Genomic DNA, 25,768 nt, shown 5'->3' on the forward strand with positions numbered 1-25,768 from the left:
CTTTTATGTTTATAAACAAACGGCTTTCGCTATGCCGTTTCTTCATACAACGTATACAGCGACTTATAAAGTCCGTTCAAAGCCATAAGCTCGGAATGTGTGCCGCTTTCGGTTATTCCGTTTTCGGTTATAACGTGAATTTTGTCGGCGTTGCGAACGGTTGTAAGCCTATGCGCTATTATTATGCTCGTTCTGTTTTTGCACAACTCGCCGAGCGACTTTTGCACAACTCTCTCGCTTTCGTTATCGAGAGCGCTCGTCGCTTCGTCGAGAATAAGTATCGGCGGGTTTTTAAGGAACAGCCGCGCTATGCTTATGCGTTGCTTTTGCCCTCCCGAAAGCCTTACTCCGCGTTCGCCGCAAGGCGTGTCGTAGCCGTTTTCAAGATTTTCTATAAACTCGTGCGCTCCCGCCGCCGTTGCCGCAGCTATTATTTCGGCGTCGGTAGCGTTCGGCTTTCCGTACAAAATATTTTCTTTCACCGTTCCGTTAAAAAGATAAACGTTTTGTTGAACTATTCCAACATTGCGCCTAAGTTCTCCGAGCGATATTTCGGTTACTGGCGTGCCGCCGATTGTAACGGCGCCGCCCTGAACGTCGTACAGGCGCGGAATCAGATTCGCTATTGTTGTTTTACCCGCGCCGCTCGGCCCCACAAGAGCCACGCTTGTGCCGCTTTTAATGCGCAAATCAAGCTTACTCAAAACTTCCTTTCCCTCTTCGCTATAAGAAAACGTCACATTTGTAAGTTCCACGTCGCCGCCGTAATCAACGTCTGACGCGGGAGAAACGGGCTCGGCAAGCTCTACGGGAACGTCCATAATTTCGATAAAGCGATTAAACCCCGATTTTCCCGTCTGAAACTGTTCGATATACGTTATAATCGTGTCTATCGACGAATAAAGCGTTTGTACGAACAAAACGTAAGTCATAAGGTCCACCCAGTTCAATCCGCCAATGCCGTTAGCTATAAACAACGTGCCCGCCACTATGGTTATAATATACAGTAATCCCGTAGAAAGAGTTACTTCGCTGAAAAACAGCCCCATGAGCTTATACGAGCGCTTTTTTATATCAACAAACTCTTTGTTGTCGCGCTCGAACTTTTGCATTTCGACGTTCTCGTTCGCAAACGAACGCACAACAGAAATGCCCGAAAGAGAATCCTCTATGTTGGAATTTATTTCTCCCACCTTTTTGCGTCGCGCGCGGAAATTCGCTTCGAGTTTGCCGTTAAGCACGAACGCAAGCAAAACGAACAACGGCATAGCCGCAAAAATAATTAAAGTGAGCCTCACGTTAATAAACATGAGGTAAACGAAAATCCCTATAATGCGCACCGACGCGATAAACAATTCTTCGGGGCAATGGTGCGAAAATTCGGTAATATCGAACAGGTCGTTATTTACCCTGCTCATAAGGTCGCCGACCTTGTTTTTATCGTAAAACGACGCGGGCAATACCATTAGTTTGCCGTAGAGCTCTCTACGCAAATCCGCCTCGAACTTTGTGCCCATAATGTGCCCGACTGTAATCATAAAATATCTGCATGCCGTTTCTATAAGTTTTACGCCGAGCATAATTCCGCCCACGCCGAGCACAGTTGAAACATGCACACCGCCCGCCGCTTCGAATCTTCCGAGCAACTCGCGCACGAGAACGGGAAAAGCGAGCCCCGCAACCGAATACAAAAGAGCGCACAACAAATCAAGCGCAAGCGTACCTTTATACGGCGCGTAATACGGTACGAATCTTTTAATAAAGCCCTTTTTGTTTTTCAAAGATTTTATGCCCGCTTCGCTTATTGAACGAACTATGCGAAAAATTCAATTTCCGCCTTGCGTCCGTTTTTTAGTATACACCATAACTTAGCGGTTTGTCAAGACAACAATTTAAAACGCAAGCAGACAAACGAGCATTGCTGCCACTATATCCAAAAAAGCTAAAAAATACACCGCAATAAATTTCGGTTTTCTGATTTTATGGCGGAACGCAATCATTCCCAACATACCGCCTATGCCGCCGAACAACAGCGCGAGCGTTAAAAGGCACGCCTCGCTAATGCGCCAACCGCCGGTAACGGCTTTTATTTTGTCGGCTCCGTAAACCGCGAAAACGCACAAATTCCATAAGCCCAAAATAAGCAAAAACCAAAACATATCTTACCAATCCTGCCTTCTGAGCGACTGCGACTTAACGTCGTCGTAAAAATCGAAATACTTTTTCTTTAACGCGTCAAGCTCTTCGAGCTTGTATCCGAGCATTTCTTCGAGCTCTTCGGGCGCAAAGTCCGACATCGAAACTTCTCCGTCGTATTCTTCGAACAACCGCATCAAATCTCTTTCGGTCATAAAGGTAACTACTTCCTTTCAAATATTCCGAAAAAGATTATAACACGCTATACAAACAAATGTCAAACGCATAAACCGCGAGAAAAATCGAGCTTTTGCGGCAATATAATAAAATAGTAACTCAACCGAAAAATTCGCTTTCGAGCATTGCGCACAAGCAATGATAAATCGGTAAATGCAATTCCTGCACCGCGTAAGTTTCGGTTTCGGGGACAATCAAAGCAACGTCGGCAACGCTTTTAAGTCTGCCGCCGTTGCCGCCGCCGAGAAATAACACGCTCATTCCCTTAGCCTTTGCCGCAAGCGCGGCAAGCACGCAGTTACGGGAATTTCCGGAAGTGGAAATTGCAAGCAAAACATCGCCGAGCTTTCCGAGCGCCGACAACTGTTGAGCGAACGCCGCCTCAGGATTTTTGTCGTTAGAAAACGCGGTTAAAAACGCGGTATGGCTGCAAAGCGACACCGCAGGCAAGCCGCCTTCGAGGTCGCGCGCCAAAATAGCACCGTCCTCTCCTAAATTTAACAGGGCGTCAACGTATTCTTGCGGCAAAGCGCGCTTTATGCGAAAACTTTTAAGAAGCTCGCCAACTATATGCTCGCAATCGGCGGCGCTTCCTCCGTTGCCGCACAAATAAAATCTGCCGCCGCTTTTAAAACATACACAAAGCGTTTTAAAAGCATTTTCAACCGCCGATTTCAACGATTCGGAAAGACAATATTTTTTAAAAGTATCGTTTAGTATTTTTTCGGTTTCGGTTTTCATTCTTCAAGTTCTCCCGAAATAAAAGCTTCCGCAACCGACAGCGCGGCATAATCGCCCACGTTTTCGCCGAGTGCCGCAGGTAAAATTCTGCAAACTTCAACGGCGCAACCGAGCGCCTCTCTTTTTACCGCTCTTAGCATTGCGTTTTCCATAAACTTTCGCGCGCGCATATACACTCCGCCGAGCACAATCGCTTCGGGGTTTAACATATCGATTATAACGCTTAAACCTCGCCCCAACATGTCGCCGCTTTTGCGAAAAATTTTTTTAGCGAAACGGCAGCCGCATTCCGCCGCCTCGTATAAACTTTTTGCGGTTACGCTTGCGAACCCTCCCGCCGCGCGCACAAATTCGGGAAGTTCCCTTTCTCGCTTTCCCATAATTTCCGCAAGGCGGGCAATTCCGCCGCCGCTGCAAAACCCTTCGAACGAACCGTTCTTACCGTAGCCGCGCGGCCCCGACCTTTCGAGCCTTATGTGCCCGACTTCGCCCGCATTGCCGTTCGTCCCGCCGTAAAGCTTACCGCCGAGTATGAGCCCGGCGCCGAGCCCCGTACCGAAAGTGAGAAACACCATATTGCGGGCGCCTTTGCCGGCGCCGAAACGCCATTCGGCAAGCGCGCATGCGTTGGCGTCGTTTTCCAGCCGCGAACGCAACCCGTAACGCTCGCGTAAATATTCAACAATATTAAATCCGTGCCAACCGCAAAGATTAGGCGGCTGAAGAATTTTCCCGCTTACCGAATCGAGAGGTCCGCCGCAACTTATCCCCACGCACTCGCACCTATATAAACGCAAAAAATTTTCGATTTGCGGCGCAAGTTCTTCGAGCGTGACGCGCGGCGAAGTTTTTGTTTCGGTCTGCGCGCGCCCGAGAAGTTCTATTTTATTACCGTCCGACGCACCCGCGCTTACAGCGCATTTAGTGCCGCCTATATCGAGTCCGAGCAAAAATTTGTTTTCAGGCTTCACGCTTTCTCCCCTCGTTTACTCGCTCCATTCGTCGGCAAAAGTTTTAACGGTTATATCGCTTTTATTTATGGGGAAATCCGCCTTAACCGTAACTACGCGTTCGTCGCCCTTTTCCATATCGAAATAATTGTCGTCGAGCACAACTTCGCAAAACGGCAAATCAATAAACACAGAACGAGCAAACTCGTTCGCTTTTATCTTCAAAGTTACCGCATTTTCGCTTTGTTGTTCTGCACAAACGGTTAAATCCGTTTTAAACGTCAAATCTTTCCATAAGTCGTAAAAATACAAGCTCTTATCCCAAACGCCGTCGCCCTCGATTTGAGCACGCAAATATCCGTTTTTGACGCTTTTATCAACGCTTATGCCGCTCAAAGTATAAACCGAATTGGCTTTCACCGTTATTTGCTTTTTATTTTTGCCGTAAGATTTTCCGCAAAGGCAAGATTGCCCGTATTCAAGGCGCAAGTTTAAATCGCGGCGCAAATCGTTCGCCACGCTCAAATTTATTTTTTCTCCGTCGAACCAAAAGAAAACGTGCGCGGGTTTGAACGCCGCTTTTTGGGCGTAAAACACAGGTTTCTTCTCGCCGTAAAAATCTATAACCGACCAAGTGCCGCACCCCCAAATGTCGTTATACATCCAGTTGAGAATGCCGTTGCACCTTTCGCTCGCCCTTGCGTATTCGATTTCGGAACGCATGATTTCGGAATGAACGCTCATAGCCTTTTTAACGAATTCGGGCAATGTTTCGGTTTTTCCGAACAACGCTTCCGACAACCTGAATTCTTTGGTTATAAAAGTTTCTTCCGGAACGCAAGCGTAAGGATTAAGCATAAAGTGCTCGTGCCAAACTTCGTTCACAGGCCAAAGCTTTTCGACGGGAATGAATTTTTTCAAACTGCGAACGCGGCAAGGTCCCAAAATAGCGCATTCCGTAGTGAACGGACTTTTGTTCTTGGCAAGATATTCGCGGAAAAACGGAATACGGTCGTCTATTAAAGCGGGGTCGTAGCAAGAAGTGTGCAAATCGCCCGAAGAATAGTCCATGTCGATATCCGTGCGACTGTGCGGGCTGTTGGGAACATACGCCGAATTGCGCGTCAGTTTTGCGTGCAGTCCGCGAAGCAACACTTCCCAAATATATTCTCCGTATTGAGGTCCCTTGCAGTCGAGAAATTTGCGACGTTCGTTTCCGCCGCACCACACGGCAATGCAAGGGCGATTTCTCAGCCTAATAAGCTGTTGCTCCGCTTCTTTATAAACCGTTTTTCTGAATTGAGAATCGTCGTCGGGCAAATCGGAACAAGCGAACATAAAATCCTGCCACACCATTATTCCCAGTTCGTCGCACAAGTCGTAGAATTTTTCGCTCTCGTATATTCCGCCGCCCCACACACGCAAAAGGTTATAGTTTGCCTCGTTGGCGGCTTTTATTAAGCGCTCGTACACAGAATCGGTAATAGTGCCCGTCATATTGCTTGCGGGCACCCAATTGGAACCTTTGCAAAAAATATCGGTGCCGTTCACATTCAACACAAAAGAAAGCGATTCGGAATCGAGCGGTTCTTCCTTTATAGTTACCGTGCGGAACCCGAATTTGCCGCTTTTGCTCGAAACCGTTTTGCCGCCGCGCTTCAATTCTATGGAATAACTGTAAAGATTTGCGTCGCCGTATCCGTTCGGCCACCACAGTTCTGCATTTTCCACAGCAACGTTTTGCAAAACGAACTGACCGCAAACTTCGGTTTCGAGTTCGTAATATTCTTTTAAATCGCAATTAGGGCGCTTACTTACGCGCAAGCAAAGCGAATAATCTTTCGGCTTATCTTTAAAGCTGTCGTCAAGACGGGTTATAAACGTGGCATTTCCTAAAACATCGCACGTTATTTCGGCGTCGGAAATATTGCAATAATCGCCGCTCACCAAATAAACGGGTTTGTAAATTCCGTAGCCGGGAAAATCGGGCGCCCAGTCCCACATAAAATGACACGAAGGCTTTCTGTAATATATACGGTTAGGGTGAAAAATCGACATATATTTCTCGTTCTTGCGAGAGTCGTATACTTTGTAAGGCGATTGCATTTTCACCGAAAGAACGTTGTCGCCGCTTTTGGCGAAACGTTTAACGTCGAAATCGTAACGTAAATACATGTTGTCGGTTGCGCCCACACGTTCGCCGTTTAAGAAAATTTCCGAGAAAGTATCGACGCCCTCAAAACGAAGTTCGAGCCGCTCCGCCGAAAGTTCGCTTTCCGAAATCGAAAATACGCAAGTATACTCCCACTCGGAATTAAGAATAAAACCGAGCTCTTTAAAATTTACGCCGAAAAGCGGGTCGGGTATTTTGCCGCATAAATACAAGTCGTTCGTAATGTCGCCGGGAACGTGTGAAGCATATTCGCCATGCGTTTCGTTTTTCACAGTCCAGCCGTCAGAAAGTCGCTTAATTGTTTCCATGTTATTTCCTTTAAAATCAGTTATTCAGTAAGTTTATTATTCGCTCCAACTCGGCGTTGGAAAGACGGTTGTTGCTCATCGTAACGGTTTGCCTGAGTTGCAAACTTTCCGCCACTTTTCTGAAAAACACGTCGCCCGTTATATGTCCGTCGCGTATGTCGAAGCTATAATTTTCGTCGTCGGTAATGCAACCGCATATCGCCTTGTTAAGTTCTTTTTTAACGATTGCCGCGCCCTTTTCAGTTCGTATTATTTCGCCAACGGTAGTATAGCGGTCAACTTTCGAACCGTTAGTAAGCGTTAGCTCCGCCGAAAGTATTTCACTCTCGGCATTGCGGCAAACGCATACCCCAAACCTCCCTTCGGGCAGTTTAAAGGCGTTATTATGCGTGTCGTAATACATAAATTCGCGCGTATCTATTCTAACGGCAACTTTTTTACGCTCGCCCGCGCGCAAAAAAAGCTTATCGAACGCAACGAGTTTTAGTACGGGCATGCCGCTTTCACCGCGAGTTTTAAAGTAAATTTGCACAACCTCTTTGCCGTTACGCGAGCCGATGTTCTCGATAAAAAATTCCGCCGTTACAAACTTTGTTTTTCCGTCCGCTCGGCACACGTCGAGCGTTAAATCCGAATATTTAAAGTTTGTGTAACTTAACCCGTAGCCGAACGGAAAAACCGTTTTCACTCCTTTGCGTAAATAGTAACGGTAACCAACGTTAACCCCCTCGCCGTAGCTTATAACGTCGCTATTTTCCTCTCCGTAACACGGGCTGTCTTTCAGCTCGGCAATAAAACTTTCGGCAAGTCGTCCGCTCGGATTCACCTTGCCCGTAAGCACGCGCGAAAGAGCATTTCCGAAAACTTCGCCCGCATAATAAGTTTCCAAAACGGCTTTCGAGTTAGCCGCCACCTCGCGTAAATCGAGCGCCGAACCGTTGCAAAGCACGCACACCGTGTTTTTATTAAATTGAGCGCATAGCGTCAAAACCGAACAGTCCGCAAAAATATTGTCGCGGTCGTAACCCTCGCTGTCGGGGCTTGTGCCTACAAACGCTATAACGGCGTCATACTCTGCCAGACATACGCCTGGCTTTTCTATGTAATCGCACTTGGCAAACGCTTCTTGCAAAGAAGAAAACACAGTTTTCGCGCCCGACGAATTTACTTCGGCGCAGCCGCCGCCCTGCGAAAGAGACGAAAGCGCAAGGCTTCCCACAACCGCTACGCGAGAAGTTTCGCAAAGCGGCAACAATCCGTCCGCATTTTTCAAAAGCACCATGCTCTCTTCGGCAAGACGGCGTGCATCTCTTTCAAACGGTTTAGTATCGCGTTCGGCGCAACAAAAATCGTGCAGTTTTTTAATTCGGCGAACGCTGCAATCAATACTATTTTCGCTAAGCTCGCCGCGTTCTACGGCGCTGAAAACTTCATTGTGGGTTTTCAAATCGGAGCCGGGCATTTCAAGGTCGAGACCGCACGCGTAGCTTAAAACGCGACTGTCCACCCCGCCCCAGTCCGACACAACGACGCCGTCGTAACGCCATTCGTTTCGCAAAATATCGAACAGCTTGCGGTTTTGCGCGGCGTATTCGCCGTTCACTTTGTTATACGACGTCATGAGCGACATAGGGTTCGATTTTTCGATTACTGTATAAAACGGTTTTAAATACACTTCGCGCAAAGTTCGCTCGTCTACTTCCGCCGAATAAGAATATCTTCCGTTCTCTCTGTTATTGCAACAAAAATGCTTTACGCACGCCGCAACGCCGAAACTCTGAACGCCGTTAACGTAAGCCGCCGCAAGCTCGCCCGCAAGATACGGCTCTTCCGAAAAATATTCGAAATTCCGCCCGCACAAAGGATTGCGTTTAACGTTTACGCCCGGCGCAAGAAGCACGTTCACGCCGTGTTCTTTCGCGTCGGCTCCGAGCGCCTTTCCCGCCTCGTACAAAAGCTTTCTGTCCCAACTGCACGCAAGCAAGTTAATATTCGGATAACAAAACGACGGCGTGCCGTCTCGGATTCCGTGAGGTCCGTCGCGCAACGTAAGACTTTTAAGTCCTATTTTGGGTTGGGCGCGAGTATGCCAAATATTTTCGCCCGACAGCAAACTTATTTTCTCGTTCAAATCGAGAACTTCTTGAATATTTTGTTCGTTCATAAGATTTATTCCGCCGTGACATCGCGCGAATCGGCGACTGCAAGCGTTGCTTTAATAACGCCGTATGTATGCCGCCCCACAAGCGAAATTTCCACTATTATATCTTCCATAGAGCCGTGAAACTCGGTGAGAGAAACCGAAAAATCTTGTTTCGCAACATAGCGGTAAGTGTTCTGCAAAGGCACCGAAAAGCTTACGCAATCCGTGCGCAATCCTTTGCCTGTGTACACACGAACGTCGGCCCAATGCGGAGAACGCGAAATGTCGGAGCAAATCAATTTAAGAGTAAAGCCGAATTTTTCTTCTTCCTTTATGTACGGAGCTCGCGCGTATTCGAGAACCGCCTTAAACGAAGCAAACTCTTTACATTCGCAATATTCGGGCAAACGCAAAAGCTCGTTAATATCGAAACGCTGTTCGCCGCGATTGCGCCACATATATTTTCCGTAAACCTCGTAAGGCGCGCGGAAAAGCTCTTTGCCCTCGTTAGCAACCAAAGAATACAATTTTTCGTTGGAAAACGTTATAAGCGGCTTGGCTGCATAATCGGGCTGTAAAAAGCGCGGAATATTAAAAAGAATTCTGTCCGTAAGCTCGCCTACGGTTTTAGGTAAAAAGAATCCCCATTCCGAAAGGTCTATACAGCAAGTGTTTATAACGCCGTCGAGCACTTCCGACCATTTTTTCGGGATGCCCGCGTTGCCGTAAATAATTCCGAGCAAAGCGCCAGCAAAGCCCGCAGAACAATCGGTGTCTTCGCCGCAATTCACTGCAAGGCAAATGCTTTTCCCGAAATCGCCGTCGCCGTACAAAAGCCCTATAACGGCTATCCCTATGTTGTTTGGCGCGTCGCAACCGGGACGGGCACGATAGTCGTTTTCAGTCCATTTTTCGAGCGGAAGAGTTTGCAAACCGAAACTTCCCGGCACTTCGCAAAACAGCTTTTCGCGCGTTTCTTTCCAACCGAGTCCGCCGTCGTAACATTCGCAAACAAGACGCACAGCCTTAGACACCAAACAGTTTTCGGGTATGTAGCTTAGCCCTATGTTTATTAACGTTCGAATATCGCTTTCGGCGAACGCCGCGCTTTGAACGGCGGCGCAAAAAACTTCGCCGTATGTGCCGTCGGTTGCATGGTCTACCGACGAATCGTGCCACGCGTAAACCGACGCGATTTCGGGATGACCGGGCGCCAAGCACGCCCAAATTTCGCTACGGATAAAGCTGCCGCAACTGTCTTTATACACGTTTTCTATTCGCCCCGAAATAGGCGGACGGAAGCCGCGAATCAAATTTGCTTTTCCCGCGCCGTATTCTGACCAGCGCGGATATATATAGGTAAGCCAATATTCGGCAAGAATTTCGCCGTTCACCGAAGCGCCGAAACGTTCAACCGCGTTAAGCCAAACGATTTGAAGGTCGAGGTCGTCGTTGGGCGGAGGATTGCGGTGAATATTTTCCTGAACGTAAAAGCTGACGTCGTTTATTTGCCGATAGCACTCGAACGGGGCGCCAAGCGTTCCGCCTATGTTTTTGCCGTTGAAACAGCCGAGAATTTTTTCTTTGAGTTCGTTATATGTTATTTGCATTTTCTCTAAATCCTATGGTTAGCTTTATATTCGTTTAAAAGAGAGCCCTCGCTGTAACGGGCGAATCCGAGTTCCGCAAGCTCGGCAAGAACACCGTCTACATACGCTTTATATTCCGACTGTTTATCCAAATAGTAGCCGTTGTAATTGTGCATAATCATAAATTTAACAGGCGCGCGCATTATTTTCAAACGTTTTATAAGAGTTTGCTTTTCGTCGTCCGCAAGTTCGCTTGCCGAAACGTAATCTATCGCTTCGTTCATAAGACCTTCCTGCCCTTTCAAAAAGCTTATGTCGTAATACTTAACGGCAGAACGGTCGGAGCCGAGCACAAGAGTATAATCGTCGAAACGCTCGAAAAGCGTGCGGTAATATAAGTCGGCGTCCGTCTTGTATTTAAGCGCGTAATCTTTGGCTATACCGTAATAGTAAGTAAAAAATTCGTTCACAAGCTCGTCTATATCGCGCTCGATATTCCACATAAGTTTAGACGCAACGTATGCTTCCATATTAGCCTGCCAACTCACCTTTTCGTTTTGAGCCGACTGCATTAAAACGTATTCGGCGCCTATAGATTTATAAAGCCGCAAATTTTCTTTCCAGGTTTGTATAGTGGGATAATAGTTAAAATAATTGTAGTAATCAATATGATAGTCCCACAGCATAAACTTGCTTGCAACCTTGCTCCAATTAGAAAGCAGAGTGCGGTATTTGGCTATTTGCCGAGAATCTTCGAGCGAATAATAACCGTTGCAAAAATAAGTTGCAAGACGAACGCTTACGTTGTCGGCGGCAACAACGGTTTGGTCTATGGGGCGGTATTCCCCGTTTTCGCCGAGCTCCACAGGAGGTTCTTCCGAATATTGATACGCAAACGTTATAACGTTCACTTCTCTGCCGTTCAACTCCTCGTTAGCCCACTTTTGCACCTCTCGCGCAAGAAGGTTAACAAACCTTATGTTTATTCCTCCCCTGCCGTATTTTTCGGTGTCGCGCATACAACGGGCGCAACGGCAAGGAGTTTGCACGTCTTGCTGCCCGAACATAAAATACGTTACGTCGGACTTTGCGGCGAGCACGAATTTTTTAAGCGACTCTATTGCAAGCTTTATGGGGCTGAGTTCCACGCCGTCGTCAATTTCGCCGCTTTCGGTGATTCCGTATGTTTGGCAAATTTCCACAGGTTTGCCGCCAACAAACGAAAACATTTCGGGCTCGCGCGACGCGTAACTTGTAGACACATAAGAAAGCGAATTGTGCGCAGGCGGACAATCGGAAGACGAAAACCAACCTATATTGCCGCCGAAGCGGTCCGCAACCGTGTGGTATTCGTTCACAAACCTCATGCGGCTCATATAAGCTTTGTCGTCGTTATAGCCCGCAACCATAAAGTTGCGGTACGCAAACGAAGGCGCCTGAACGTCGTCTATTTTGCCGAATTTGTATTCGTTCAGTTTAGGCGTGTAAGTATAATCGTAGGTTAAGAATTTAACTCCCAAATATGCGTCGAGAAATTCGTATACGCCGTAAAGAGTGCCTCTTCCGCTTCCGCCGTTTATAAACAAGTTCGAACCCGCAGTTTTAATAAAGAAACCGTCGTGTTCGAGTTCGGCGTTTATTCCCGCTTTTTCAATAAAGCGGGTGCCGCCCACCGAAATAATTTTGGCGTCGTCTGAGTAAGTTACGAATTTTTCCTGCTTTAACGAAATACTTGCGCCCGAAACTTCTTTAAAAAACTCTTTCAAAGTCGAAGCGGCATATTCTTCGGCTTCTGTTCTCTCGTCGGGATACACTATAGTATAATCGGTTTTTCCGTTTTCGAACAACGTCATGTCTTTAACCTCTTCCGTATTATTTCCGTCGGGCGCGTTTGTGTTGCCGCCGTCGGTGCAACCGAACGCCGAAAAAGCGAGCGCAAGAATAAGCGCGGCAACCGTTGCGAATTTGCTTATTTTTTTCATTTTCTCCTCCCCGTTACCCGTTTACGACTATTTCTTTAATTTTGTAATTTATGTTGCCGCTTCCGTCTATTGCATACACAATAAGTTTATACGTTCCGCACTGCTCGAACTTCACGCTTTTCCCCTCGAACACTCTAACCAAAAGAGTGTCGGGATTTCTCAAATATACGAAGTATTGCAAGCCGTCTTCTCCGAGCGAAGAATTATCGTCGGTCACTTTTATTTCCGGCACCGTAAAAGAATCGCCCGCAGTCGCTTTTGAAGGCATATTCCCTATTTCTATTTTCGGCGGCGTTACGTCGGCAACATGAACGCGATATGTGCGTTTTCCGGTGTTGCGTGCCCCGTCGGTAAGAGTGTATTCAAAACGGTAATAGCCGTAGCTGTCGAGCGTTACGGAAAGCTTTTCGTTTAACTCGGCGTCTTTTACTATCGCGGCGCCGCTCGGCGAGAACACCGAAACTTTTCCCGTTACCTTGCCCGAAAGAACGTCGGCAAAAACCGCTTCGGGAACTTCGAGCACGCTTCCCTTTTGGTATTCTTCCGCCGTTACGTCGCGCACAAGTCCCATAACGGGCATAATTTCATCGTAATTTTGAGTATACGACGTAAAACTTTGATTCGCAACAAGATTAAGCACAAACTTGGCGCTTGAATTCACGCCGCTAATCCTAAACGAAACGCGAACTTTTCCGCCGTCGAAGCCGCCGAAAACCCGCCCGGAATCGAATGCCGAAACCGCCGCGATTTCCGTTCCGTTTACGCTAATCATTCCATCGCGCGAGAACGACAAGCTTACGGCGTCGTATTTCTCGCCTTGATACGAACTTAAAACGCCGTATGTTCCGCTCTCGACAGCCGTCGTATATTCTTTTCCGTCGGCTTTCATAAGCGCGCTGCCGTTAAATACTGAGGAAAACGACAACGTAACTTCTTGTTCTTCATTGCGTGCGCCCGTCATTATAACGTCTATTTTATCGAACGCATTGCAGCTTTCGAGCACGGTAAACTTTAAGCTAAGCTCGTAATACGGAAGCGCGTAAGGCATAGCTATTTCCATATCCGATTCCGACGAGAAAGTGAGACCCGTTTCGTAAAATTCCGTTGATATGCTCTCGCGTTCAAACACGAGAAAATCGGCAATGCTCGAAGCGTTCGACGGTATTACTCTTATTCGGCGCATTTCCTGCACGGAGCCGTCGTCGGCTACAAAGGTCACGTTTATAAATTCTTCGGAAGTATTAACGGTATAGCCTTCGCTCAAATCGACCCTAACATCGTTCACATAAAGCGACACAGGGAACTCGAAACCGTCGGTTCCGTATTTGGAATAATCAAGTCCAGTAAATTCCGGAAGTTCGAGCTTTTCGCCGTTTACGCACGCTTGCGGCATGTTTTTAACCACAATAAATTTGCGTTCGGTGTTTATAGGCACCGAATAAGACGTTGTTTTAACAAAGCCGAGTTCGTCGCGCACTATAATGCTCACCGTTATGCTTCCCGCACGGTCGGCATATATTCTTTCTCCCGGTTGCATATAGCGGTACTTGCCGTCGAAACAAACTTGATAGCTCGTTTCGAGTTTTCCCGTGCCGCCGCTTACTTCGGCTGCGGGAAGAATAAAATCGGAACGCACTTCCACTTCGGCGGGCGCGTTTGTTTGCACGAATATGTCGTCGGGCAACTCCTTAACTTCGAACTCGTAAAATTTTTCAACCGACGAACCGAAATTGTCAAGCCCCGTAAAACGAGCGCGGTATTCGCCGCTTCTTTTCGGCATAAACACGTCGCCTTCTACCGCGCCTTCCGTTTTGCGTATTTTTCGGAAAACGCCTTCTTCGAAATATTCGAGAGTTCTCGTAAAGCCGACGTCGCCGAACAGCACGTCTTTTTCCTGAGCGCGAGGCAACAAATAGCCGTACCCCACAACTCCCGTTTGAATGTTGCTTTCCCGCAATATCTGAATAACTCCGTCGTTCACAAATTCTGCGGTGGAAGCATTCAGAATTTCTCCGCCTATTTCGGATATAACCACGCCCGCGTTGTTCGAAGCGGTCAGCTCAACCGAAAGGTAAACATCTTCGCCTTTAAATCCCCCGAAAGGCTTCCACGATTTTAATTCCGCAGTGTTGTCGGTGTCGAGAACCTTATAGTTTGGCGTAGACGAATTTATTGCCGAATACACTATTTGCCCGTCGTAATCGTATCGGAAATTAAACGGCGCGCACTGTTTGTTCGTAACGTTGTTAAACGTATGCTGCGTTACGGTGCCGTATTGATTGCGCACCACTCCCTTATCGGCGCTTTCGTTGGAAATCGCAATCGCCTGAGTGCCGTATTCCACAAGCATATAGCTTACTTCTTCGTTCCACGGGCTCATCCACCAGTATGCCGAAAGAGTGTTTTGCGCGTCGAGCGCATCGGTAAGAGTTACGCGCACTTCCGAAATGCTCGCTCCCTTTTTGGCATACGGCTGAAATTCTATGATTTTGGTTTTAGACTGTGAAAGTTCTTTTAAGTTGAGCGTTTTGGTGTAACGCGCAACCGCGCCTCCGTCGCCCGTGATATACACTCCGTTTTTCTCAACGTTCGCCGCCGACGGATAAGGCACGTCGGGCACCACCGATTTTATGTTTGAAGTAACGAAAAAGCTTTCCGTGCCGTACTCTACGTTTATTCGCGCCGTTTCGGTAAGTGTTTCGCCGTTTATTACGCATGTGAAAGTCAACTCGTGCAGTCCGTCGCATACAGGCGAAAATATTTTTTCTTCCAAAGAACGCGTTTTCAAGCGGTCTTTCAGTGTTACCGAGCATTCGTACATTACGCCGTTATAATAGCCGTATGTTGCGTCTATTCCAATGCTCGTGCCGAAAACCGCCGTTTCGGGGAATCGTTGCATAACTATAACCGGTTTATTCAAAGCCGTAATATCGGTTTTATATTCCGTGCGTTTTCCGAACACGTCGGTAAAAACGTAAATCGCGCTATATTCGCCCACTTTCGACAAAACGAACTCGCGCTCCGACGCTTTCAGCGTTTTAAACGGCTCGCCACCAAAATATATTTCAACCTCGTAATCGGTATAGTTCTTTATTTCGCTCTTTCCCGTAGCTACGGGAAGATACACAATTTCGCCCGCGCAATATTCGCTTTTTAAAGTTCCGTCGAGTTCAACCGTAACGGCGGGCGCAGTGCGGTAAACTTTAAGCACCGACACCGAATTTCCTTGCGTTATTATATAATCGCCCTCGAACGTCGCGCGAAACTTTCCTTCTTGAAGCGTAACGTTCTCGCCGCCCGGATTTGAAACTACGGTAGATTCGTCGGCATCGGGCACGGCGAACCACTCGCCGCGAAGCGCATACCACACGTTGTTATAAGAACTCTCCGCATCGGCAGAATAAGCGCCGCAAACGCAAGCGAGCGCAATGCACAGACACGCGGCAACTGCCGCGAATATTTTTTTCATTATTCTTTGAGTCCTCCAACCGAAAATTTAGACATAATCAAATTCTGAGAAAGCAAATAAAGCACTATGTTGGGTATTGCCACTATTGTGAATCCGGCCATAATAACAGGCATTGTGGCGCCGTATTTAGACGACTGCGATTGAAAATACAACATTCCGTAAGCAAGTGTCGGATAGCTCGGCAACCAAATTATAAACGTGCTGTAATCGTTCCACGCGCCCAAAAAGTTGAGAACGTAAAGCACTACGCACGTTGGCAAAACAAGCGGAAACATTATTTGAAACATAACTCTGTAATGCGACGCGCCGTCGATAAAAGCGGCTTCGGCGTAATTCCACGAAATATGTTTGAACGCCGCGTGCATAAGCATAAAGTGCACGCCCGAGAACACCGTTTGAGGCGAAGTTAAAATAGTGAGCCAAATATTGTTGTAAATTCCGAGCGCCTGCTTAACCTGCATTGCCGACGGCAAATTGCCGACAATGGGAGTAATCATAACGAATATGCCGAGCGCGTACAAAAAATTGCGTCCGAAAAATTTGTATTTGGCAACGACGTAAGCCACCAAAGTAGTGAAAAATACATTCACAAGCGAAGTTAAGAGCGCCCAAATAAGAGAGTATCCGAACATGTGCGGAAAGCGGTAAACCACTTCCGCCCCGTTTTTCAACGTTTTCATTTCAAATATTTTGAACATCTCGGAATAGTTGGAAAACCCTATCTTTCCTATCTGTTTCGGAAAAGCGAACGCGTCGACTATATATTCGAATTCCGTTTTAAACGACGTGTAAAGCATCCACACCAAAGTGAAAATAAGGCTTAGGCAATACGCGAGCATAAGCGCGAGTAAAAGCGCTTTGAACACGCCCTGCGCGATTTTCGTTCCTGTTTTTGCCATGCGCTAATCCTCCACAGGGTCGAGCTTATCGAGCGCGAATTTCACAAGGTAAGTTAGCGGAGCCGATACAAGAGTTAAAATAAGACCGCCCGCCGCAAGTTCGGGGTATTCTATCTTCTTTCCCGTCATAACCTTAGACACGAAATAATAGCCCATGTTGTATATGCCGGTGTCAGCCTCGTATAAATAGAATTCGATTAGAGGCCCGCAATTAAGGAAAATTCCCGCAAAACCCGTTATTAGGAAAGTTGACAGCGTGGGAAAAATAAGCGGCAGAATAATGTGCCTAAGCTCTTGCCACATGGTTTCCACTCCGTCGATTTGCGCGCTTTCGGTTATGCCCGAATCTATTTCTTTCATGGCGTTCGGATACACTATTAAGCTACCCGCAAACGAAATCCAAATCATATAAAACAGGCTTGTGGGAAACATCCATTTAACGTCTTTCAATAGGTTCGGAAAGTTCTTTATTCCCAACGATTTCATTAAATCCGGAAGCGCTCCGCCCGTAAAATTTTTAAACAGCATGCAAATAACGAATGCCGAAACCACTTGCGGAATCATAACTATAAAGCGAATGGTTTTGTGCAAAAAGCACTTTTTATAGAGCATGTACGAAAACAGAATGTAAAGCGGCAAACAAATAATAAGATTTATTCCGTACATTAAAAGCGAGTTTTTTATACTTGTGGCAACAAGCGAACCGCTTCCGCCGAACATTTTCAACAAATACTCTTTAAAGTTTTGAAGCCCGTAAAAAGTTTTGTTGCCGTACACATCTATTTTCTGAAACGCCATAATTATTGAGTTGGCGTTCACAAAAACATAGAACACGAGAAAGCACAACAACGGGTAAATAAGCACGCTGCCCACGAACAGAGATTTTCGCCATTGCCTTTTAAGTTTGTTCGTTTTTATCAAAGTGTTCTCCTAAAAATTCAAGCGGCGTAAAATCCTTGCGCTCTCGCTTTTTCCATGTAGCCGTTCCATGCGGATTGAGAAAAGCTGTTTTGAACCATGTCGAAAATTTGTTGCACCGTTTTGTTTTTTTCGAGCCAACTCACAACCACCGTGTCGGAGCCCATAATTTTGCCGCTGTCGTTAAACGGAAAAACAACTCCTTCGAGCGATATGTCGGTGGCAAACACTACGGGCGCTTTAAGGCGCTCTTGAAACGGGCGAACCACCGCTATGTTTTCGGGGTCGTTATACATGTTCCATACGTTACGCGAAAAAGGCGTCATCTTTTGCAAATTTTCTTCCGACACCGTGTAATCGAAAGCGCGCACAACGCCCGTTTCCACAGTGAATTTTTCAAGGCAGTCGTCGGAAAGGGTTTGCACGAGAAAATCGAGCAGCACTTCCGTTTTTTCGGTGTTCTTTTCTTTAACCACAAAGAACGAACCTGTGTCTTGCCCCGCAACAACGGAGCCGTGCCCTTTTCCGTCTATCCCCTTTTGCCCTTCTATGTTAGGCAACAGCATAAATCTGTAATCCCTCTTTCCGTATCCGCGCGAAGAATCCATTTGCTCTACTTGCGGGAACGAACTCTTTTTAGCTTCGTTCTCCCACCAAATTCCCTCGCATATCATAGCTGAGTTAGCTATTTTGCCGTCGGAAACGGGCGCGTAAAGAAAGTTCTTTTGAGCGTCGTAATGAGAGGTATTGCCTTTCGTAGAAGGGTGGGCGTTGTCCGACGTAAAATAAGTGTTCATGAATTCTATCGTTTGGTAAATTTCTTTCATTTTAAAATAGTCGTAACCGTTGTCGGGAGTTATAACTTTTTTTGTTCCGTCGCGCAGCTCCACTTCTTTACCCTTGCTGTCGAAAGCGAAATAGTTTTCAAACGCCTCTATTCCCGCAAGCTGAGCGAAAACCGCGTTTTGAACCATGCCCGTATAACTCAAAAAGTCTCCCGGCCATATAAACGGATAAGAACCGCTCGTAGACTTAATTCTGCCGAGCATATTGTTCCATTCGGCAACCGTTTGAGGTTGCCCGTCGTCGTAGGTGCCGAATTTGCCGTCTTTGCCCGCATGCAAAATTCTTTCGCCTTCCTCGTAGTAAACGCCGCTTCCTCCGCTCTTATAAAAAAGTCTGCCGTTTTGATTTTCGAATTCTATTCCCTGTTCGGCAAGCTCGGCGGTTACGTCGGAATCGTTGCCGTCGGCATAGCTCAGCCAACCGTTAGCAACAAAATCGTCAAAATCGAAAACAAGACCGCCCACGCTGTCGCTGTAAGGCAACAAATAGCAACCTTCGCCGTTTTTGGAAGCAAGTTCGAGCCAGCTCTCTTTTTGTTTGAGCTTGTCTCCGATTGTGCGCGTTTCGCCGCTTGCCGTTCGCGCAAGAAGCGACGAAAGGTCTACGAGTTTATCGGTGTAAATCAGCTCTTGAAAAGCCGCGTCAACCGAAAAATAGCACGATACTCCGTTGGTGGAGCCGGTAGAAACGGCATCTATAATTTCGGTTGCGCTCGACTTACCGTCGATAATATAAACTTGATACTTGTCTTCTGCGGCGTTAAATTCCTCAGCCGCTTGCTTTATCCAACGCGTGCCGGTGCCGCCGTTGTAAACGCTGACATATATTTGTTCTTTTTCTGGGTCTATCGTCTGAATAATGTCGTCGGGGTCGGGCGCGGTACCTGTGCAACCGAACGCAGTGAGCACGAACAGCGCCGCAAGCAAACAGCAAGCAATCTTTTTCATAAAGTTTCTCCTATCGAGTTTATGTCGCAAGCGGCGGCGCGCACGCGCCGCGCCATGCGACATTAGTTTTGTTCTTATTCGAAATGAAAATCCGTAAGCGTATAAGTTTGAGAACCCGTAGCGTTGCTCTCTATGCAAATTCTTTGAGGCACACCGCTAAACGCGAGAGCGCATTCTGTTACGCGAGTCTCCTGCCCGTCTACCGTAACTTTATCGCCCTGCCCGTTTATGCTTTTAACAGTGGGATTGCCGTCGCTGTAATTATGCGTATATTTTATTCTTATATCGTTCGCGTTCGAATTTTCGGCGTCGTAAGTCCATACGAATTTAGTTTTGCCGAAAAGTATAGCGTACAGTTGCCAGTCTTTGAGTTCGAAAGCAAAAGAGTTTTTACCGTCGAAAGTTATTTTCAAAGAGCCGTCGGTATAGTCTACCGAAGCTTTGTCGGTAGTTTTCCATAAGTCTTTAAACGTTTCGGCGGCAATGTTGGCTTCGTTCTGAAAAATATTGCGAACGTTCTCGGGCGCCTCCGCGACTAAATCTTTTTTGCGAACAAATTCCATGCTCTTTATATACGAGTCGCCCGTACCCGTCCACATTCCTAAATTCGTGTTTGCCGAGAATTTGTCGGTAATGCCCGCAAAAACAATCAGCCCGGTAACGTATTCGTCAGTCGAATAATTATCGTAAATATTTAACGCGTCCAAACTTCCCAAACGGTCCCACTCGCTGTTAAACATATACAACGCGAATCTGCCTTTCGCCACAAACTTAACGGCGTCAAAGCCCGCGCGGCTTGCTTCGAGAACAGCCGCCGTAGTTAAATGCGGAATAGCGCTTCCGCCGTTGCCTGTAAATTTCAACGCGTTTTCAACCGAATCGAAAGAAGTGTTTTCGTTGCCCCAATTTTCCCATTTTGCAACAAAGCTTTCGGAAGCCAAATTTACGGCAAGATGATTTGTTATTTCTTCCGAAGTATTGTCGGTAAACCACATAGAGCGCACTGTTAAGCCGCTACCCGCGTCTGAAACTACGGCAATATAAGATTCCTCCGTGAAATAAAAACTTCCGAACAACATAAGCTTTGCAACGTAATCTAACGAGTCTACGGTAACTTCTACCGAAGCGGCGGCGCCGTCGGCGGCAAAAATTTGTACCTTCCCCTTCCCTTTCGCAATAAAGCTCAACGCTTTTTTAGCGCCCTTATGTTGAGCTTTATCGAGAGCTTCCTCGCCGAAAGTATACGTTTTTCCTGCGGCAAACGCCATAGCCGAAGCTTGGGTATCGTATGCCGCGCCTTCGCTCCAAACGCTTTCCATTCCCTCGTCGGCAATGTTGGCGTCGTTATATACGCCCGCCTCTATCGCCACAACGTCTTTGGTATAAAATTTAAATTCGTACAACTCTATGTCGGTGTCGTTCACTATAAATGAAAATCCCGAAGTAAAATCTATCGCCGCAGAATTTGCCGCAACGTCGAGGTTAAACGACAACCGCCTATTCGTGTCGCTTGCGGGCAAATCCTTAGAAAATCCGCCCCAATCGCCGGTAGTGTCGTTAAACACGCGAGTGGTGCCCGCCCCTTTATAGCCTATAACAAGATACTTAAAACCGTTGTCGTAAGCTTCTTTAATAACGCGTTGACGCAAAGCGTAAACGTAACTGTTGCCGTTTTTGGGGAGAATCAAAGCGTTCTTTTCCTCGTTAAACGACGGAACGAAATTGCCGCCGTATTGCCAATACGGGAGCAAGTCTTTTCCCGCAAAGTTCACGTTCTCGATATCGTAAGCGTTAAACGCCGACGACTGCGACACGGTAAAAGATTTTATAAACAGATTTTCGGCACTCTCGATTTCAACCGAATTTATATACGAGGTTGTAAGCCAAACCGTTTTATATTCTGCGCTTTCAAGCTCGGTAGTGTCGGGAACAATATTGTCGCCGTCCTTTTTATCGAAAGTTACCGAACCGCTGCCCTTATATTCGATGCGCACAAACTTATACGCCGAATCGAGTTCTATAAGCGAAAGAGTGTGTTTCCCCGTAAAGCGAGACGCTTGCTCGGTTTCGTCGTAAGCTCCGCCGAGAACAGCGACAACATGTTCGGAAGCAAGATTCGCGGTTTCGAGGTCTATCACCGAAAAACTGCGGGTTTTGGTTTCTTCAACCGCGTTATTCTTATAAAAAGTCGCGGTGTAAGTGTAGCGTTCGGCATCTGTCGCAACAAACTTGTTGTTCGTAATTTGCATTGCCGTCCCTTCGGAATTTACGAGCGAATATTCCACTCTCGTATTCTGGATTGAAGCGGGCGATTTTGTAGCCGTAGGAAGCGACACTTCCACACCCGTTAAATAAACTTCTTTAATTAGCGTGTCGGCGTAAGTATAAGCGGGCGTAAGCGAATCGGTAAGAGTCATTTTGAATTCGGCTTCGTCAGTGCCGAAAACCGCTTTAACCGCATATTCCGTGCCGAGAGTAAGCGACAGAAAGTAATCGGGCTCGAATTCCAACAATCCCGCGTCGTAAACGTAATTTTGGGAATCCACAGCCGTCCCGTTCACCGTAATCTGCGTAAGCGCTTTCGTTATGTACTCTTGCTCTACGGAATCCTTATCGAAAAACGCTATTCCCGCAAGAGCGTTTTTATAGTCGATTGTAAGCATGCCGTCTTGAACAACGTCGTCGCCGAACATAACGCCTATGTTCAACTTTTTCGCGGGGTCGTCGGGCTCGTTTCCGCCGGGATTATCCACGTTCGGCGGCGGATTATCGGGCTTGCCGTTTTGTTTGCCGTCGCCTCCGCAACCGATTGCAAAAGCAATCAACGCGCCCACAAGGAGCATCAGTAACACCATTCTTAACTTTTTCATCTCTTTTCCTCCGTTACGAGATTTTTATTTCCGCCGCGTTTTCGCAGCGAATGGAATAACGATTCAAACGCTCACGCAACGTTGAGCGCAACGGTTACGCGAGCCGCGTTGCCCGCAAGGTCGGACGCAACATATGTCACGTCGTTTCGCCCCGTTTGAAGCTCTGAAACTTTAACGCCGCCTACTTCTATCGAATAGCTCACAACAACCGAAAATCCGAATTGGTCGGTAGCCGAAACCCCGTCGAGAGGGTTAGCGCCGCGCGATACCGTTTTCGATACGGCGCCCGCGATTACGGGCAGGGTTTTATCGTATACGAAAACATATTTCTCTATCTTGCTATTTCCGCACGAATACACGGCGGTATATTTTCCTTTTGTTCCAAACTCCACCGCCGAAAAGTCTGCCGACACATCGTATTTGCCGTCGCCGTTCAAACGGGTGGCGTAAATCCCCGATAAGTCGAGCGACGCGGCTGTTGCCGAAGCGCTCACATAAAAATCGCGAGTGCCCGTTATAACGTAATCGTATTCTATCTCCGCTGGCGGCTTCGGCACTTCGGGAGTAGGCTGCGGAGCGGGCTTTGAGGTTTTATCGGCGCAACCGAAAAGCATTGCAAGCGTTACTGCCGCAACGAGAGCCACAAGCGCAATCAACCTTTTCCATGCTTTCATAATTTCCGCTTCCTCATTTTTTAACTACCTATATTTTATCACCGAAAAGGCGCTATTTCTTGTTTTATTTCATAATTTATTTGTGTTTTTCTCTTATTTTTATAGTTTTATTTGTGTTTTTCTCTTGCCCTATTGACATAACCGCATACTTTTGATATTATATAAGAAAAACGGAAACTTATACGGAAAATGGACTCGTTCGAAAAACCGATTTTCACCGACATAGCCGTCCCGCGCGACCGCAAGGTAAACGTGGCGGATTTTCTGTTCTCTTCCCCGTGGGGCGATTGCGATTTGGCGTTCACATGGAGCCATTCCGATTTTAACGCGCCGCACACCCATAACCATTGGGAACTTTTCATTATAGTGGAGGGCACCGTTGTTCACTCTTTAAACGGCAAAGAATATTCCTGCGAACGCGGCGACGCCCAACTTATACGCCCAGCCGACCTACACTCGTTTTCGCGCGCGACGACAAAAGACTATCAGCAAATCAACTTTTTGATTAAAAGCGATTTTTTGCAAAGGTATTTTAACGTATACGATGAAACTCTTTATACACAACTCGAAAGCGGAGCGCTTCCGCTAAAATTTAAACTTTCGGAACCGCAACTGCAAAGCCTTTTCTACAAAATGCTCGCATTGCAAACCGTGTCAGACACCGACAACATAGAGCAAAACGTTTTTCATGCGAAAGTAGTATTTTCGTCTTTGATTCAAGCGTTTTTCGAACAAAACTTTTCGGAACCGTATTCGGCGCCCGCTTGGCTTAAAAACCTTTTGAACGAGCTGAATAAGCCGGGAGCGTATTTGCTGACGGCGCGCGAAATAACAAGGCTTACGCCGTTTTCATACTCTCGCCTCGCCTATCTCTTTAAAAAGTATACCAACAAAACTCTGAACAACTACATGCTCAATTTAAAATTGTTGCACGCGCAAGACAGGTTGCGTTTCACAAATTTAACTACGCTCGAAATTTGCAGTGAAATCGGTTTTTCCTCGCTATCGCATTTCAACCATATTTTCAAAAAAACATTTCAAATAACACCTTCGCATTACCGCGCGCAATTCAAATCACGCTCCGCCGATAATAAAAAAGAGCATTCGGAATAAACCGAACGCTCTTTTTTATTTTTCTCACTCCAAACACTCTATTAAACGCTTAGGCTGTTTTTTATTTTGTGCGACGCAATAAATTTGCTAATTTATTTACCAAACAAAATTGGCTTTCGCTTGTTCTCCGTTGTCTATAAGAATATCTTGCGCGGTCATGGAACGGTTTACAACGGTAACAAAATACGCCCACTCGGCAATTTCTTCGGGTTCCGCCCATTTCGGCAAAAGAGTTTCGTTCATTATTTGTTCCCAAAGCAAAGGGTCGGTCATAACGCGTTCGTTAAGCGCGGTTTTAACTCCGCCCGGCGAAAGGCTGTTCGCCGTAGCACCGTATTGCGCCGCGCGCAAAGCCACGTTTTTCATATACGCCACCATGCCGCCTTTGCTTGCGGCATATTCGGGGAACTCCGCGCCCGTACTCGCACTTGCCGACGCTATAAACAACACGCTTTTAATATTAGGTTGAAAAGCGTACTTCTCGGTTACTCTAATGCTTCCTTTAAGATTAACGTCTATATCTCTTCCCGAATCCTGCACGCCCGCGTTATTTATTAAAATTTCAACGTTTTCGATTTTTGGAAGTTCGCTCGAATAAATGTCGGCTATAAAATGCGTATAATGCGAATTTTCTATTGACGCGGGTAACACGTCTATTCCGCAAACTTCATGACCGCACAACAAAAACTTTTGAGCAATCGCCTTCCCTATTCCGCTACTCGTTCCCGTTATTAAAACTTTCATCGCAGTTCTCCTTTTTTCTTAAATCGAAATATTCTTTCCCGACACCGTCTTTTTTCCACCGCCGAGTAATTGCAAAGCCGGGATAGAAAAACACCGCCTCGCACAACAGTTCCACAACCATTCCCGTAGCCGCGCAAGTAAGACATTGCACGATAGTCCACCCGAAGAAAAAGTGACTTACAACAAGTGCGAACGTTAAATTATCCACAAACTGCCCGACTGCCGTCGAAACGTAAGAACGCAAAACGTAAGCGCCGAGTCCGTCGGGATTTTTTTTAAACAACTTCCCTATTCCGAAGTTTGAAAGATTGTTGACTATTGCCGACACCAAAAACGCGACGGTACTTCCGAGAACGACATACCAAGTGCCGCCGAACGTGCCGTTCAAAGCGTTGTTCAAAAGTCCTTCGCTTCCCTCAACATAAGCTTCGCCCCACATTCCGGGAATAACGCTTCCTATAAATAAAAGCAAGCAGAAAAAAAGATTTACTAAAATAGCAAGAACGGTAAACTGCGTGGCGGCTTTCGGTCCGAAATGCTTGGTTAAAATATCCATCGTAAAAAACGCAAACCACGACACAATTATTCCGCAATCGCACGCTAACCAACTTATGGGAATATCGATGCTTTTATTCGCCAATAAGTTCATCGAAAATACCGACACTACGAACAGCACGACTACAAGCGACGGAACGCTTTTCATCAACGCACGGAATTCTTGCCATTCTTTTTTAATCCTTTGTTTTAACATAAAATACCTCCCGTTCTTCGCAATCCGAAAGATATTCTATAAACAAAAGGGCGCACTGCGCCCATCCTTTCCATAGTTTTGTTTATAGACAGGATGGTTTCGAACTGTCTGTTTTTTTTACGCTATTATATAGCGTATTTTGGTGCGGAGGATGGGATTTGAACCCACACGAGAATTAACCACAGGCGTCTGAAACCTGCGCGTCTGCCAGTTCCGCCACCTCCGCAAATCTTAAGCCGTCGGTATCGGGAACCGACCGTTGAATATTATACAACAAT

18 protein-coding genes and 1 tRNA gene are annotated in these 25,768 nt (G+C 46.7%); 1 reads left to right on the forward strand and 18 read right to left on the reverse strand.

The genetic code is table 11. The annotated features are described in order from the left end of the window. Positions 1-29: 29 nt before the first annotated feature. The 15 genes from NFR62_RS08565 to NFR62_RS08635 form a co-directional block, all read right to left on the reverse strand. Positions 30-1,781, reverse strand: a complete 1,752-nt coding sequence (locus NFR62_RS08565) for an ABC transporter ATP-binding protein (protein WP_251617455.1) — start codon at positions 1,779-1,781, stop codon at positions 30-32. Between the two features lie 111 nt (positions 1,782-1,892). Further along, positions 1,893-2,159: a DUF1294 domain-containing protein gene (locus NFR62_RS08570; RefSeq protein ID WP_251617457.1), complete on the reverse strand. Its 267-nt coding sequence runs from the start codon at positions 2,157-2,159 to the stop codon at positions 1,893-1,895. Positions 2,160-2,162: 3 nt separating this feature from the next. Further along, entirely contained in the window at positions 2,163-2,351 is a 189-nt protein-coding gene (locus NFR62_RS08575; protein WP_251617459.1) for a hypothetical protein, read from the reverse strand. Positions 2,352-2,472: 121 nt separating this feature from the next. Next, the gene (locus NFR62_RS08580; RefSeq protein ID WP_251617461.1) at positions 2,473-3,114 is read right to left on the reverse strand and encodes a D-sedoheptulose-7-phosphate isomerase; all 642 of its coding nucleotides are present in this window, start codon (positions 3,112-3,114) and stop codon (positions 2,473-2,475) included. Further along, complete coding sequence (locus tag NFR62_RS08585; protein ID WP_251617463.1) at positions 3,111-4,085, reverse strand: ROK family protein; 975 nt, start codon at positions 4,083-4,085, stop codon at positions 3,111-3,113. The genes NFR62_RS08580 and NFR62_RS08585 overlap by 4 nt, the downstream gene beginning before the upstream one ends. Positions 4,086-4,100: 15 nt before the next feature. Beyond that, positions 4,101-6,545: a beta-mannosidase gene (locus NFR62_RS08590; protein ID WP_251617465.1), complete on the reverse strand. Its 2,445-nt coding sequence runs from the start codon at positions 6,543-6,545 to the stop codon at positions 4,101-4,103. 16 nt (positions 6,546-6,561) lie between these two features. Next, positions 6,562-8,709, reverse strand: coding sequence for a beta-glucosidase (locus NFR62_RS08595; RefSeq protein WP_251617467.1), 2,148 nt, complete (start codon positions 8,707-8,709; stop codon positions 6,562-6,564). Positions 8,710-8,714: 5 nt separating this feature from the next. Further along, positions 8,715-10,298: an ADP-ribosylglycohydrolase family protein gene (locus NFR62_RS08600; RefSeq protein WP_251617468.1), complete on the reverse strand. Its 1,584-nt coding sequence runs from the start codon at positions 10,296-10,298 to the stop codon at positions 8,715-8,717. Positions 10,299-10,303: 5 nt separating this feature from the next. Next, positions 10,304-12,259, reverse strand: a complete 1,956-nt coding sequence (locus tag NFR62_RS08605) for a DUF4838 domain-containing protein (RefSeq protein ID WP_251617469.1) — start codon at positions 12,257-12,259, stop codon at positions 10,304-10,306. Positions 12,260-12,272: 13 nt separating this feature from the next. After that, positions 12,273-15,728, reverse strand: coding sequence for a hypothetical protein (locus tag NFR62_RS08610; RefSeq protein WP_251617470.1), 3,456 nt, complete (start codon positions 15,726-15,728; stop codon positions 12,273-12,275). After that, a complete protein-coding gene (locus NFR62_RS08615) occupies positions 15,728-16,627 on the reverse strand; it encodes a carbohydrate ABC transporter permease (RefSeq protein ID WP_251617471.1) in 900 nt (299 codons plus the stop codon). Before NFR62_RS08615 ends, NFR62_RS08610 begins: the two co-directional genes overlap by 1 nt. A gap of 3 nt (positions 16,628-16,630) precedes the next feature. Next, positions 16,631-17,548, reverse strand: a complete 918-nt coding sequence (locus NFR62_RS08620; RefSeq protein WP_251617472.1) for a carbohydrate ABC transporter permease — start codon at positions 17,546-17,548, stop codon at positions 16,631-16,633. 17 nt (positions 17,549-17,565) lie between these two features. Beyond that, positions 17,566-19,338 (reverse strand): hypothetical protein, encoded by a 1,773-nt coding sequence (locus NFR62_RS08625; RefSeq protein WP_251617473.1) that lies wholly within the window; start codon positions 19,336-19,338, stop codon positions 17,566-17,568. A 74-nt stretch (positions 19,339-19,412) separates the two neighbouring features. Next, positions 19,413-22,208, reverse strand: coding sequence for a hypothetical protein (locus tag NFR62_RS08630; RefSeq protein ID WP_251617474.1), 2,796 nt, complete (start codon positions 22,206-22,208; stop codon positions 19,413-19,415). Between the two features lie 71 nt (positions 22,209-22,279). Continuing rightward, complete coding sequence (locus NFR62_RS08635) at positions 22,280-22,882, reverse strand: hypothetical protein (RefSeq protein WP_251617476.1); 603 nt, start codon at positions 22,880-22,882, stop codon at positions 22,280-22,282. Positions 22,883-23,071: 189 nt separating this feature from the next. On the opposite strand from NFR62_RS08635, the gene NFR62_RS08640 reads away from it, so the two are divergent. Next, positions 23,072-23,995, forward strand: a complete 924-nt coding sequence (locus tag NFR62_RS08640) for an AraC family transcriptional regulator (protein ID WP_251617478.1) — start codon at positions 23,072-23,074, stop codon at positions 23,993-23,995. 96 nt (positions 23,996-24,091) lie between these two features. On the opposite strand, the gene NFR62_RS08645 is transcribed toward NFR62_RS08640, so the two are convergent. The 3 genes from NFR62_RS08645 to NFR62_RS08655 form a co-directional block, all read right to left on the reverse strand. Next, positions 24,092-24,739, reverse strand: a complete 648-nt coding sequence (locus NFR62_RS08645) for an SDR family NAD(P)-dependent oxidoreductase (protein ID WP_251617480.1) — start codon at positions 24,737-24,739, stop codon at positions 24,092-24,094. After that, positions 24,711-25,490: a VUT family protein gene (locus tag NFR62_RS08650; protein WP_251617482.1), complete on the reverse strand. Its 780-nt coding sequence runs from the start codon at positions 25,488-25,490 to the stop codon at positions 24,711-24,713. Before NFR62_RS08650 ends, NFR62_RS08645 begins: the two co-directional genes overlap by 29 nt. A gap of 140 nt (positions 25,491-25,630) precedes the next feature. Next, a tRNA-Leu gene (locus NFR62_RS08655) sits at positions 25,631-25,716 on the reverse strand. Between the last annotated feature and the right edge of the window lie 52 nt (positions 25,717-25,768).

Origin of the sequence: Pumilibacter muris, assembly GCF_943193045.1 — a bacterium.
Lineage (GTDB): Bacteria > Bacillota > Clostridia > Christensenellales > Pumilibacteraceae > Pumilibacter > Pumilibacter muris.